The sequence below is a fragment of the Marivita sp. S2033 genome (assembly GCF_046592965.1).
Classification (GTDB): domain Bacteria; phylum Pseudomonadota; class Alphaproteobacteria; order Rhodobacterales; family Rhodobacteraceae; genus Marivita.
In genome coordinates, this window is sequence record NZ_JBISBV010000001.1 from 12,744 (window position 1) to 26,473 (window position 13,730).

The following is a 13,730-nucleotide window of genomic DNA, read 5'->3' on the forward strand; positions in this document are numbered from 1 at the left end:
AACTTTGATCCGATTCCTCACCCGCCGCGTAACAGCAGTATGATTCCCGCCACACAGCCAAATTTCGATACCAATGCCGCAACCGTTGCCATCGGTGGCGAAATCGGTAACTCGTATATGAAAGCCGTGAACGGAAGCGAAACCTTGACCAACCGATCACCAGACAGCCTTGCGCCGTGGGTGGATGACCTTCTCGCAGTCCGCGACATGCGCGACGAAGATGCGTTTATCAGAGTGTTTGAGCATTTCGGACCCCGTGTGAAGGCGTTTCTGATGCACACGGGTCTGAACGGCGCGCTGGCCGAAGAATGCGCCCAAGACGTTCTTGTGACGGTTTGGAACAAGGCCCACCTTTACGATGCCACCCGGGCGAGCCCATCGACATGGATTTTCACCATAGCCCGGAACAAGAAGATCGACGTGCTGCGCAAGCAAAGGCGCCCCGAGCCCGAGGATTTGCCTTGGGGCCCGGAAGCAGAGCCCGACCAGACCGACGTGTTGAGCCTGCAACAAGAGAGCAAACAATTGGGTCGCGCATTGCGTGATCTGCCCGACAACCAACGCGAATTGATCGAACGCGCCTATTTCGGCGACCTGTCGCACAGCGAAATTGCCGCCGAGACCGGTCTGCCCCTGGGCACGATCAAATCCCGCATTAGATTGGCGCTGGACCGCTTGCGCCACGCAATGAAGTGAAGACTGATATGAGCATCAACCATCATCTGACCGACGATCTGGTCATGGCCTATTCAACAGGCGCGCTGCCCGAGGCGATGAACCTCGTGATTGCGACACACATCTCGCTGTGTGACGATTGTCGCGCTGCCCTGGAGAGCTATGACGCACTTGGCGGCGCGGTGTTGGAAAACTGCGCCTCTGCCGAGATGTCGGGCGACAGTCTGTTGTCCGTTCTGGGGACAATCCAATCCGGCGCGACATCCATGCCAAAGCCTGTTCAAAGCGCGCGGAAGCAGGATGACGGGCTGCCCCTCCCCCTGTCCGAGTATGTTCCGGGCGGGTTGGAGAAGGTGAAATGGCGTTCCCTTGGCATGGGTGTAAAGCAAGCTGTCTTGCCGACCACCGCTGAGGCGACAGCGCGCCTTTTGTATATTCCCGCCGGTACGGCTGTTCCCGATCACGGACACAGAGGGATCGAACTCACGCTGGTCTTGCAGGGCGCGTTTCAGGACGCAGACGGCTATTTCGCGCGCGGTGACATCGAAGTTGCCAGCGAAGATCTGCATCACACTCCGATCGCGGATATTTCGGAAGATTGCATCTGCCTTGCCGTCACCGACGCGCCGCTGAGGTTCAAAGGGATCGTCCCTCGTATCGTGCAGCCGTTCCTGGGCATTTGACAGACACTGCACGACCGTATCTTGTGGTCTACACAAATTGCGCGAGGATCACATGGGCCCGAGACTTCTGACGACCCTCGCCATAGCGCTGGCATGTCTTTCGGCGCTTTTCGGTCTGATGGAAATGGTGATGTTCGGAGGTCGGATTGGCGACACCGGCGTCGTTCAGGACAGTCTGTTCATGCCTCTGACCTATATCTTCGCGCTGCTGTCGGCTGTTTTCTTCGTTTTGGCGATTGTGCGAAAATTCAAGAAATAGCCCGAGGTTTGTCAGCCTTCGCGATCCATACTCATAACGACCGCTTTCAATGGACAGCGTCCGTTTGAAAAGGGAGCCAGAAGGCTCCCTTTTATTCGTTACTTCTTTTTCTTCTTCGGCGGCATCAGATCGGTGATTGTGCCTTCGTACATTTCGGCGGCAAAGTTCACCGTTTCCGACAATGTCGGGTGCGGGTGAATCGTATGTCCAAGGTCAACCGCATCCGCGCCCATCTCGATGGCCAGGGCCACTTCCGAGATCAGATCGCCGGCGCTGGTGCCGACAATACAGGCCCCGATCACCCGATCATCTTCGGGATCGAACAGCAGCTTTGTGATGCCTTCGCTGCGCGCATTCGACAATGCCTTGCCTGACGCTGCCCAAGGGAATACGCCCTTTTCGTACTTGATGCCCTTGGCCTTGGCCTCGGTCTCGGTCACGCCACACCATGCCACTTCGGGGTCGGTGTAGGCGACCGACGGGATCAGTGACGCATCGAAGAACCGCTTGTGACCGGCACAAACCTCTGCTGCCACCTTGCCCTCGTGCACCGCCTTGTGCGCCAGCATCGGCTGGCCGACCACATCGCCAATGGCAAAGATATGGTTCACGCCGGTGCGCTGCTGTTTATCCACGGCAATAAAGCCGCGATCATCCACCGCCACGCCGGCCTTTTCAGCATCGATCAGCTTGCCATTGGGCTTGCGCCCGACTGCAACCAGGACCTTGTCAAAGGTGTCGGTAAAGCTTTCGCCCTTGTCGTCCTCGAACGTGACCTTGAGACCCTTTTTCTGCGCCTCGACAGCCGTGACCTTGGTCTTGAGAAAGATATTTTCATACCGTCCCTTGATCCGGTTGTGCAGCGGCTTGACGATGTCCTTGTCGGCGCCGGGAATGATCTGGTCCATGAGCTCGACGACCGTGATCTTCGACCCCAGCGCATCATAGACGCAGGCCATTTCTAGACCGATGATACCGCCGCCGAGGATCAACATCCGCTTGGGAATGTCTTTCAATTCCAACGCACCGGTCGAATCGATCACCCGTTCGTCGTCATGTGGAATAAACGGCAGGTTCACAGGTTCGGAACCGGCGGCGATGATGCACTGGTCGAAACTGACCGTCGTCTTGCCGTTTTCGCCCTCGACCTCGATCATGTTCGGCCCGGTGAACTTGCCATAGCCTTGCACCACCTCGACCTTGCGCGCCTTGGCCAGACCGCTCAGACCACCCGTCAATTGGGTGATCACGCCGTCCTTGAAACCACGCAGGTCATCAAGGTCGATCTTGGGCTTGCCAAAACTGATACCATGCGCGCCCATTTCCTCGGCGTCGGTGATCACCTTGGCAACATGCAGCAATGCCTTGGACGGGATGCAGCCTACGTTCAGACACACACCGCCGAGCGAAGAGTACCTCTCGATCAGCACGGCCTTCATGCCCAGATCCGCCGCCCGGAACGCAGCGGAATAACCGCCGGGGCCAGAGCCCAGAACAACCACCTCGGCGTGAACGTCACCCTTGCCCGATGCGCTTCCGGTCGCCTCGACCGACTTCGGCGCGTCCTGTTGCGGTGTGGCGCCACGGTCGCCATAGCCGCCCTTGCTTTCGCCATCCTGACCGCCGGACGCGTCGCCACCTGAACCGGAGTCGGCGCCTTCCAGTATCATGATCACACTGCCCTCGGAGACGCTGTCGCCCTCGGCCACCTTGATCTCTTTGACAACGCCCGCTGCTGGCGACGGCACTTCCATCGTCGCCTTGTCTGACTCCAATTCGATCAACGGATCTTCTGCGGCTACGGTATCGCCCACGCTGACAAGAACGGTGACGACGGGAACATCTTTGAAATCCCCGATATCGGGTACTTTAACTTCCATCATGTCGTCTCCTTACCACATCAACTTGCGCATATCGCCAAGCAGCGTCTTGAGCGTCACGCAGAAGCGCGCGGCCAAGGCACCGTCGACGGCACGGTGATCATAGGATAGCGACAACGGCTGCATCAGGCGCGGGACGAACTCTTCGCCGTTCCAGACCGGTGCCATCTTGGACCGTGTGAGGCCAAGGATCGCCACTTCGGGTGCGTTGACGATGGGGGTAAAACTTGTCCCACCGATGCCGCCCAAGGATGAAATCGTGAACGTCGCACCCTGCATGTCCTTGGACTTGAGGTTGCCTTCGCGCGCGGCCTTGGACAGTTCCATCAGCTCTTTGGAGATATCCACCAGCCCCTTGCGATCGGCATCCTTGATGACTGGCACCATCAGGCCGTTCGGCGTGTCCGCCGCAAAGCCGATGTTGTAAAAGTCCTTCTTGATCAGCTTGTCGCCATCGGGGTGGATCGACGAATTGAATTCCCAATGCTCTTTCAGCGCGGAAACCGACGCCTTGATCACGAAGGACAGCAAGGTCACGCGATAGCCGTTTTCCTTGGCATGGGTGTCCATTTCCTTGCGGTACTTGTCGAGGTCGGTGATGTCGGCCTCGTCATTATGCGTGACATGGGGAATGTTGAGCCACGAGCGGTGCAACGCAGGACCGGAGATCTTCTTGATCCGGGGCATTTCGATTTCTTCGACCGGCCCGAACTTGGAAAAATCCACCGCCGGAATGGGCGGGATGCCCATGCCGACTTGCGCGGATACCGCGCCGCCAGCCGCCGGAGCAACTTGCGACTTGAGCGCCTTTTCCACGTCTTCGCGCAGGATGCGGCCTTTGCGGCCCGACCCGTTGACCTGTGTCAGGTCAACCTCGACCCGGCGCGCATAGGCGCGCACGGACGGAGAGGCGTGAACCTTGCCGAAACCGGCATCCGTTTTCGCCGGAGCGGCAGCCGGTGCCGCCGGAGCCGGCGCCTCCGACTTCGGCGCGTCTTGTTTCGGCGCTTCGGATTTCGGCTCGTCCTTGGGCGCGTCACCTGCACCATCCGCCTCGACGATCAGGATCACCGATCCTTCCGAAACCTGGTCGCCTTCGCTGACCTTGATCTCCTTGACGACACCGGCAGTGGACGAGGGAACTTCCATCGTCGCCTTGTCGGATTCCAGCTCGACAATCGGGTCTTCGACGGCAATCGTGTCGCCCACGCTGACCAGAACTGTGACAACGGGAACGTTGTCGAAATCACCGATATCGGGAACTTTTACTTCTACAGTCATAATTTTTGTCTCCTCCCGCTCACACCAGACGCGGGTTCGGCTTTTCGCCGTCGATGTCATATTTTTTCAAAGCTGTTTTCAGGTCTTTCTCGCTTACCGCGCCTTCGCGGTGAAGATCGACCATCGCAGCTGCTGCAATGTGGTTGGCGTCCACCTCGAAGAACCGGCGCAGGTTCACGCGGCTGTCCGACCGGCCAAAGCCGTCGGTGCCGAGAACCGTGAACCGACCCGGCACAAATGCGCGGATCTGCTCGGCGTAGTTCTTCATGTAATCGGTGGCAGCAATGATCGGGCCATTGGCATTCTGAAGCTGTTGGGTGACATAGGGCACCTTCTCGTCAGCCAGCGGGTTCAGGCGGTTGTGGCGTGCACAATCCTGACCGTCACGGGCCAATTCGTTGAGCGAAGTTGCCGACCAGATATCCGAAGTTACGCCGAAATCCTCTTTCAGCATCTCTGCCGCCTTGATCGCCTGCACCAGAATGGTGCCCGATCCAAGAAGGTTCACGTGCTTCTTGCCGGGCTTGTCCGTCTTCCGCATCCGATAAAGACCCTTGATGATCCCTTCCTCTGCACCCATCGGCATTTCGGGATGCTGATAGTTCTCGTTCATCAGGGTCAGGTAAAAATAGACATCCTCCTGATCTACGAACATCCGCTGCAACCCGTTCTGAACGATCACCGCGACTTCATAGCTGAATGTCGGGTCGTAGGTGATGCAGTTCGGAATGGTGCTGGCAAGAATGTGGCTATGCCCGTCCTCGTGTTGCAAACCTTCACCGTTCAGCGTGGTCCGCCCGGCGGTGCCGCCCAGCATGAAACCACGCGCGCGGCTGTCGCCCGCCGCCCAGGCCAGATCGCCGATCCGCTGGAAGCCGAACATCGAATAATAGATGAAGAACGGAATCATCGGCACGCCGTGGTTGGAATAGGACGTTGCCGCCGCAATCCAGTCTGCCATTGCGCCCGCTTCGTTGATGCCTTCCTGAAGAACCTGGCCGCTTTCGGATTCCTTGTAGTACATCATCTGATCGCGGTCTTCGGGGGTGTAGTGCTGGCCCAACGGGTTGTAGATCCCCACCGAGCGGAACAGCCCCTCCATACCGAACGTCCGGCTTTCGTCGGGCACGATCGGCACCACGTTCTTGCCGATCTGCTTGTCGCGCAAAAGCGTGGTCAGGATGCGCACAAAGGCCATCGTGGTCGAAATCTCGCGGTCACCGGTGCTTTCCAGCTGACCCTTGAACTTGTCGAGCGCCGGAATCTCCAGCTTCGGAGCATTGCGCCATTCGCGTTTGGGGAATTCGCCCCCCAACTCCTTGCGCCGATCCGCCAGATACGCCTTTTGCGCATTGTTCAGACTGACAAACGGAATGTCCTTTTCAAGCTCTTCGTCGGTAACCGGAATCTGGAACCGGTCCCGCATCGCCTTGAGCTGGTCAAGCTGAAGCTTCTTCTGCTGGTGCGAGGTGTTCATGCCCTCACCGCCAGAGCCCATGCCGTAGCCCTTGACCGTCTTCACCAAGAGGCAGGTCGGTTGACCATCCGCCTTGGTGGCCCGCAAAAACGCGTTGTACACTTTCTTGGGGTCATGCCCGCCGCGCCGCAGCGCCCAGATCTGATCATCGCTCCAATCTTCGACCAGCGCCGCGGTTTCGGGATACTTGCCAAAGAAATGCTCGCGGATATACGCCCCATCCTTGGATTTGAACGTCTGGTAATCACCGTCGACCGTTTCGTCCATCAACTGACGCAGCTTGCCGCTTGTGTCTTTCTCAAGCAGCTCGTCCCAGCCGCGGCCCCAAAGCAATTTGATGACATCCCAGCCGGAGCCGCGGAAACCGCCCTCAAGTTCCTGCACGATCTTGCCATTGCCGCGCACAGGCCCATCCAGACGCTGCAAGTTGCAGTTGATGACAAAGATCAGGTTATCAAGGCCTTCGCGAACAGCCAGGTCAATCGCGCCCCGGCTTTCCGGCTCGTCCATTTCGCCGTCACCCAGGAAACACCAGACCTTGCGGTCGCCTGCGTCGATCAAACCGCGATTGTGCATGTATTTCATGAACCGCGCCTGATAGATCGCCATGAGCGGCCCCAGACCCATCGAAACGGTCGGAAACTGCCAGTAATCCGGCATCAGCCAGGGGTGCGGATAAGAGCTGAGACCGCCCCCCGCCACTTCCGAGCGGAACGCTTCGAGCTGCTCTGTGCTGATCCGGCCCTCCATGAAGGAGCGTGCGTAGATGCCGGGAATCACGTGACCCTGAAAGAACACCAGATCGCCACCGTGGATCGCAGATTTGGCCCGCCAGAAATGGTTCAGACCAATATCATAAAGCGCCGCCGAGGATGCGAAAGACGCGATATGTCCGCCATATTCGCTGCTCTCCTTGTTGCGCTTGACCACGGTCGCCATCGCATTCCAGCGGTTGATCGTGCGGATGCGCCACTCCATTTCGGTATCGCCCGGCATCTCGACTTCGTCGTCGGGGGCGATTGTGTTGCGATAGGGCGTGGTTGCCGAAAATGGCAGCTTCGCACCGTTGGCGCGGGCCTGTTGAACGGCTTTATCAAGCAGGAAATGCGCGCGATCCGCTCCATCCCGAAGGATGACGTCCTCTATCGCGTCTTGCCATTCCTGGGATTCAACAGGGTCTATGTCTTGCGGCGTGTCTTTCATTATCCCTCTTCCCTAAGGCTGGCCCTTGGCCAGTAGTTTACATCTGAACCAATCCTGAAAACCGGTTCAGGCCTCGTTCATTCGGCGCGTCTACCACACGGGGTTCCCCCACGGCAGTAGAGCAATGGCATATCGCCCTTGCAAGGAGCGCATGGCAAACTTGTTTAACGCTAAACCATTTATGGCGCGCAGGTTGACAGTTCGGCCTCGTGCCAAACACTTGTCGACAAGCGTTGCGCAGATCAAACCATCTGTAAAGTGCAGACGGCATTTTGGATTTAACAACCTTGGCAGGCTCGCGCCGTTTCGCGCCGGTATCACAGATCGAACGTCGCAAAGACCGGCGCGTGATCGCTTGGCTTTTCCCATCCCCGCGCGTCACGAAGGACTCGACTGGAATGCCCGGCCGCAGCGATATCGGACGTGGCCCAGACGTGATCCAGCCGCCGCCCCTTGTCCGCGGCGTCCCAATCGCGAGCGCGATAACTCCACCAGCTATACAACATGCCTTCGGGGATATCCTGCCGTGTGATATCCACCCAATTGCCCGCGTCTTGAGTGTCTGCAAGATGTTGCACCTCAATGGGCGTATGGCTGACCACCTTGAGCAATTGCTTGTGTGACCACACATCGTCCTCCCGCGGAGCGATGTTCAAATCCCCGACAAGAATCGATCTGTCAAATTGTTCAGCCTTGAACCAATCTCGCATTTCAGTGAGAAAATCGAGCTTTTGGCCGAATTTCTCATTGACGTCCCGATCCGGCACATCGCCGCCAGCGGGCACATAGAAATTATGGATCGTCACCCCGTTCTCCAACCGACCGGCAACGTGGCGCGCATGACCAAGGCGCGCGAAATCCATGTCCCCGACATCCTCAATCGGAAGCTTCGACAGGATCGCAACGCCGTTATAGCCTTTTTGCCCGCGTGCGATCATGTGGCCATAGCCCAGTTCGCGGAACTGATCGGTCGGGATCTTCTCCACCGGGCTCTTGCATTCCTGAAGGCACAGCACATCCGGCCCTTCCTCGGCCAGAAGCCGAGCCACCAATCCTTCGCGCAAACGGACAGAGTTGATGTTCCAGGTGGCAAGGCTAAACGACATGAAGGCAGCTCCATTATGGGTTTCCAGCCCGACACTGCCTACGCCTGCCCCGCATCGCAACCCGGAAACACGCACAAAAAAACGCCCCGAGCTATGGCAGCCGGGGCGTCAGGTATGTCTGCGAACAGACGAGGGAATGGGAATTCACCAGTCGCGCGGGCCCTTGTCGGCGAACTGATGCACCAGAAAGTCGATGAACGCGCGCACCTTTGGCTGAGTGAAGCGACCCGGCGGATACACCGCGTAGATGCCTTGGGTGTCGACAGGCAGGTCCGGGATCGCATCCTCGACCAGGCCTTGATCCATTGCATCAGCGTAGAGAAACGACGGCAAATAGGCGATGCCCAGCCCAGCAATGCAGGCGTTCAACAGGGATTGCCCGTCATTCACCGACAACCATCCGGCCGTACGCACCTGTCGCTTTTCACCCGACGGCGCAGTGACTTTCCAGACGTTGCCGCTTGATTGGTTGGAATAGTGCAGAAGCTTGTGTTCGTTCAGATCGTCGATCCGGCGCGGGCGTCCGTATTTTTCGAAATACCCCGGCGATGCAATCATCCGCTTTGTCGTTTCAGTCAACTTGCGGGCGCGGAGCGTGCTGTCCTCCAGTTCACCGATCCGCACCGCCATATCGAATCCTTCCGAGATCAGCTCGACGTAACGGTTGTTCAAGACCATGTTCACCGTAATGTCCGGAAAGTCGGACAGGAATTCTCCCAATACCGGCGACAGGTGATTCACCCCGAAATCGGTCGCAACACTGATACGCAGCAACCCCGAGGGCGCGGATTGCATGGACGTCACCAGCGCATCTGCCTCTCCGGCATCATTCAGAACCCGCCGCGCCCGGTCGTAATAGGCCAAGCCGATCTCGGTCGGGCTCACACGCCGGGTTGTCCGGTTCAGAAGTCGGGCGCCAAGGCGCGCCTCAAGGCTGGAAACGTGTTTGGACACGGCTGACTTAGAGATGCCCAATTTCTTGGCCGCGTCAGTAAAGCCGCCCTGATCCACAACCGTGGCAAAGGCCTCCATTTCGGTAAGACGGTCCATACAAAATCCTCGTGTTTGTTGAGGAGTGTATGGCGGTCAAATCAGGCGTGACTGCGGCAGGTTACCGACAATATCAGGGTTTTCCAAACCAGTGTCAGCCTCCTGGAAACAGCGCGAACCGCTTGTTTCTTGCGGGCGGGCAAAGGAAATGCCGGGCGAAACACCCGGCATTTCAAAGACCTGTCACGCAGCGCTGCGCTCGTGTTTGCCTTCTTCGATCTCTTCGACAATCTTGGCGACAAACGCCTTGAGATCATCGGGCTTGCGGCTCGTGATGATCGCCTCATCGACAACGACTTCCTTGTCGTGCCATTTGGCACCGGCGTTGATGACGTCGGTCTTGATGGACGGATAGGACGTCGCATCGCGGCCGTCCAGAATTCCGGCCTCGACCAGAACCCAAGGCGCGTGGCACACGGCTGCGATTGTCTTGCCTTGGTCATGGAACGTGCGCACGAGCTCAAGAACGTCCTCGTCAACGCGCAGCAGATCCGGGTTGATCTGGCCACCGGGAATGACCAGCGCGTTGTAATCGTCGGCAGACACGTCCGACACCTTGAGATCGGCCTCGGCTTCGCGCCCCCAATCGGAGCCTTCCCAGCCCTTGATCGCCTTGCCGTCCAGAGTGGCGACATGAACCGTCGCTCCCTTGGCGCGCAGTTGGTCTCGTGGGAATTCGAGCTCTGATTGCTCAAAGCCATTGGTCGAAATGATGAGAATCTTTGCAGTCTCTATTGCAGGCATAGTCGCCTCCTGTCGTTGCTGAACACATGAGGCAGGGCCGCACGCCCCGCCATCTGCACTCTCAACGCACCGGACGCGGTGCCGTTCCGCTACAATGTGGTAGCCAACCGCGTGCCCTGGTCGATCGCGCGCTTGGCGTCCAGTTCGGCGGCGACATCCGCACCGCCGATCACATGCGGGGTGATGCCCTTGGCCTCAAGAGCATCGGCAAGCGACCGGTTCGACACCTGCCCGGCACATAGAACCACCGTGTCACAGGCGATCACCTCGGGCCGCTCGCGCGCCTCTCCGAAAGAGATGTGCAATCCATTCGCATCAATCCGCTCGTAGTTCACGCCGGGGGTCATCTGAACGTCCTTCATGTTCAAGCTCATTCGGTGAATCCAGCCGGTGGTCTTGCCCAGCCGCTTCCCCGGCTTCTCTGCCTTGCGCTGCAACAGAGTGACCTGTCGTGCCGGGGGCGTGGGCTGCGGGCCTTCCGGAGCGAGGCCGGAGCGCGCCTCTTCCGGGTCGGTCACTCCCCACTCCTTTAACCAAGCCGGGAGGTTTTCGGTCGGGCTTTCCCCCTCGTGAACCAGAAACTCCGAGACATCAAAGCCGATCCCGCCCGCGCCGATGACGGCGACCCGCTCGCCCACGGGCGCTTTGTCGCGCAGCACGTCAATATAGCCCAACACGTTGTCGCCATCCTGACCGGGGATCGCCGGATCGCGCGGAAGGACTCCGGTCGCGATCACGACATCGTCGAACCCGTCCAGATCGTTCTCCGTGACCTCACGGCCAAGTTTCACCGTGACACCGGTCTGTTGAACCATCGTTTCATACCACTCGACCAGCCCCCAGAACTCTTCCTTGCCGGGGATCACCTTGGCCATGTTGAGCTGACCGCCAATCCGGTCCGCGCGGTCAAACAAAGTCACATCATGCCCCCGTTCGGCGGCAGTGATCGCCGCCGCCAACCCGGCCGGGCCAGCACCAACGACCGCGATATTTTTCGGAGTGGTGGTTTTTTCGATCAGCAATTCGGTTTCGAAACAGGCTTGCGGGTTCACAAGACACGAGCTGATTTTCATCTGGAACGTGTGATCGAGGCAGGCCTGATTGCACGCGATACAAGGCGCGATATGGGCTGCTTTGCCACTCGCTGCCTTGGCGACGAAATCGGGATCGGCAAGAAATGGCCGCGCCATGCTGACCACGTCGGCGCAGCCGTCCGACAACACCTGCTCGGCCACGTCCGGCGTGTTGATGCGGTTGGATGTAACGACCGGGATTCCCACTTTGCCCATCAGCTTTTTGGTCACCCAAGCAAAAGCGGCGCGGGGCACGGATGTGGCAATCGTCGGGATGCGCGCCTCGTGCCATCCGATGCCGGTGTTGAGGATCGTCGCGCCAGCCGCTTCAATCGCCTGCGCCAGTTGCACAACCTCGTCATGGGTCGATCCGTTCGGCACCAGATCAATCATGCTCAACCGGTAGATCAGGATGAACTCCGGCCCCACCGCTTCGCGCACCCGGCGCACGATCTCGACGGGCAAGCGCATCCGGTTCTCGTACGGTCCACCCCAGCGATCCGTACGCTTGTTGGTGTGGGTCACGAGGAACTGGTTGATGAAATAGCCCTCAGAGCCCATCACCTCGACGCCGTCATATCCGGCCTCTTTGGCACGCGTCGCAGCGGTGACGATATCACTGATCTGTTTCTCGATTCCGTCCTCGTCCAGCGCAATCGGCTTGAACGGTGAAATCGGCGACTTGATCGCACTGGGCGCGACGCATTCCTTGCCGTAGGCGTAGCGTCCGGCGTGCAGAATCTGCATCGCGATCTTACCGCCTTCGGCGTGGACGCGATCCGTGACCATTCGGTGATCGGCAAGATCCTGATCGCTGAACAGCCCCGAAGCGCCCGGAAAGACGCCGCCCTCGCGGTTCGGGGCCATCCCGCCGGTCACCATCAGTGCAACATCACCGCGCGCGCGGGTCGCATAGAATTCCGCCACGCGGTTCCAATCACCCGTTTCTTCCAGGTTGGTGTGCATCGAGCCCATGAGCACGCGGTTCTTGAGTGTCGTGAAGCCGAGGTCGAGCGGCGCCAACATGTGGGGGTAATCGGTCATGACAGTTCCTCCGTTGCACTCACCTGACACGCCTCAAGTTGACGTGTCACGCCCCAACGTCACGTCACGCGGTCGTGGCGTAGCCAGCGGCGTGACGCCCAGCCCAAAGCCCGGTCGCCAGACACGCGTTCAAGAGATACCCTCCGGTCGGCGCATCCCAATCGAGCATCTCGCCGGCGCAGAACGTGCCGGGCCGATCGCGCAGCATTAGTCCTTTGTCCAAGATATCAAACGGCACCCCGCCGGCAGTCGAGATTGCCTCGTCCATCGGTCGCAGACCGGCGCGATGGATCGGCAGAGCTTTCAGCCCGCGCGCAAGGTCCGAGAATGGGAACGGCGTCGGCTTGGCAAATTCATTCCACAGCGCGATCTTGACGGGTGACAGGCGCAACGTGTTGCGCAAAGTCTTTGCGAGACCTTTCTTGAGCGTGGCCGGAAGGCGGCTCTGCACCTCCTCCACCGACAAATCGGGCAATAGATCGACGAACAGACGCGCGCCTTTAGAGCGAAGGGCGGGCGCAAGGCCATAGATACCGCCGCCTTCCAGCCCTTTCTCAGACAGGATCGCTTCGCCGCGCGAGGTCAATGACCCGGCGCGCCACTCAACCGCCTTGATCGGACTTCCGAAATGGTCGGTCATGTGCTCGGTCCAATGGACTTTCAGTCCAACATTGGATCGCTGAAAGTCCGCAACCTTGTGACCCTTGGCTGCAAAGTAGTCGGCCCATTTTCCGTCCGACCCCAGACGCGCCCAACTTGCGCCTCCCATTGCAAATACCGTCACGCGCGGCGTCAGTATGCGTGTGCCGTCGGGCGTGTCGAATGTCAGAGCAGTCTCGTCCCACCCGCTCCATCGCCACCGGGCGTGACGCGTCAGGCCAGCACGATCCAACCGTGCCAACCACGCGCGCAGAAGCGGAGAGGCTTTCATTGCCGTGGGAAACAGGCGGCCCGTCGATCCGGTGAAAGTGGATTGGCCCAGCGCCTCGGCCCATGCCTGAACGTCGGGCGGACCAAACGCCTCCAAAGCGGCGCGCAAGGTCGGATGCGCCGGACCGTCAATGCTGTAAGCGGACAGAAACTGCTCGAACGACTCTAGCTTGGTCAGGTTCAACCCCGACTTTCCCGCCATGAGAAACTTGCGTCCGAAAGATGGCTTGGCGTCAACCAAGGTGACATCGCGTCCCGCATCCAGCAATGCCTCGGCGGCCATCAATCCGGCGGGGCCGCCACCGACCACCAGCGCGTCGGTCAT

General features: G+C 59.2%; 11 protein-coding genes. 3 read left to right on the plus strand and 8 right to left on the minus strand.

Annotated elements, in window-relative coordinates:
- The first annotated feature begins 39 nt into the window (after positions 1-39).
- From ACGKZZ_RS00070 to ACGKZZ_RS00080, 3 genes are read left to right on the plus strand one after another with little or no spacing between them, the layout of a single operon-like run.
- Positions 40-696, plus strand: coding sequence for a sigma-70 family RNA polymerase sigma factor (locus tag ACGKZZ_RS00070; RefSeq protein WP_411221389.1), 657 nt, complete (start codon positions 40-42; stop codon positions 694-696).
- 8 nt (positions 697-704) lie between these two features.
- Positions 705-1,358 carry a ChrR family anti-sigma-E factor gene (locus ACGKZZ_RS00075; protein ID WP_411221390.1) on the plus strand — a complete coding sequence of 218 codons (654 nt, stop codon included), beginning with the start codon at positions 705-707 and terminating at the stop codon, positions 1,356-1,358.
- 52 nt (positions 1,359-1,410) lie between these two features.
- On the plus strand, positions 1,411-1,617 hold the full coding sequence (locus tag ACGKZZ_RS00080) for a hypothetical protein (protein WP_411221391.1): 207 nt from the start codon (positions 1,411-1,413) through the stop codon (positions 1,615-1,617).
- A 98-nt stretch (positions 1,618-1,715) separates the two neighbouring features.
- Here ACGKZZ_RS00080 and lpdA read toward each other — a convergent pair whose 3' ends face one another.
- From lpdA to ACGKZZ_RS00120, 8 genes are all read right to left on the minus strand, one after another.
- A complete protein-coding gene (gene lpdA / locus ACGKZZ_RS00085) occupies positions 1,716-3,497 on the minus strand; it encodes a dihydrolipoyl dehydrogenase (RefSeq protein ID WP_411222175.1) in 1,782 nt (593 codons plus the stop codon).
- A gap of 12 nt (positions 3,498-3,509) precedes the next feature.
- Positions 3,510-4,778: a dihydrolipoyllysine-residue acetyltransferase gene (gene aceF / locus ACGKZZ_RS00090; RefSeq protein ID WP_411221392.1), complete on the minus strand. Its 1,269-nt coding sequence runs from the start codon at positions 4,776-4,778 to the stop codon at positions 3,510-3,512.
- 19 nt (positions 4,779-4,797) lie between these two features.
- A complete protein-coding gene (gene aceE / locus ACGKZZ_RS00095) occupies positions 4,798-7,458 on the minus strand; it encodes a pyruvate dehydrogenase (acetyl-transferring), homodimeric type (RefSeq protein WP_411221393.1) in 2,661 nt (886 codons plus the stop codon).
- Positions 7,459-7,775: 317 nt separating this feature from the next.
- Complete coding sequence (locus tag ACGKZZ_RS00100) at positions 7,776-8,564, minus strand: exodeoxyribonuclease III (RefSeq protein ID WP_411221394.1); 789 nt, start codon at positions 8,562-8,564, stop codon at positions 7,776-7,778.
- Between the two features lie 144 nt (positions 8,565-8,708).
- Positions 8,709-9,614 (minus strand): LysR family transcriptional regulator, encoded by a 906-nt coding sequence (locus tag ACGKZZ_RS00105; RefSeq protein WP_411221395.1) that lies wholly within the window; start codon positions 9,612-9,614, stop codon positions 8,709-8,711.
- Between the two features lie 183 nt (positions 9,615-9,797).
- Positions 9,798-10,358 carry a type 1 glutamine amidotransferase domain-containing protein gene (locus ACGKZZ_RS00110; RefSeq protein WP_411221396.1) on the minus strand — a complete coding sequence of 187 codons (561 nt, stop codon included), beginning with the start codon at positions 10,356-10,358 and terminating at the stop codon, positions 9,798-9,800.
- An 89-nt stretch (positions 10,359-10,447) separates the two neighbouring features.
- Entirely contained in the window at positions 10,448-12,475 is a 2,028-nt protein-coding gene (locus ACGKZZ_RS00115) for an FAD-dependent oxidoreductase (RefSeq protein ID WP_411221397.1), read from the minus strand.
- 64 nt (positions 12,476-12,539) lie between these two features.
- On the minus strand, positions 12,540-13,730 hold the full coding sequence (locus ACGKZZ_RS00120) for a TIGR03862 family flavoprotein (protein WP_411221398.1): 1,191 nt from the start codon (positions 13,728-13,730) through the stop codon (positions 12,540-12,542).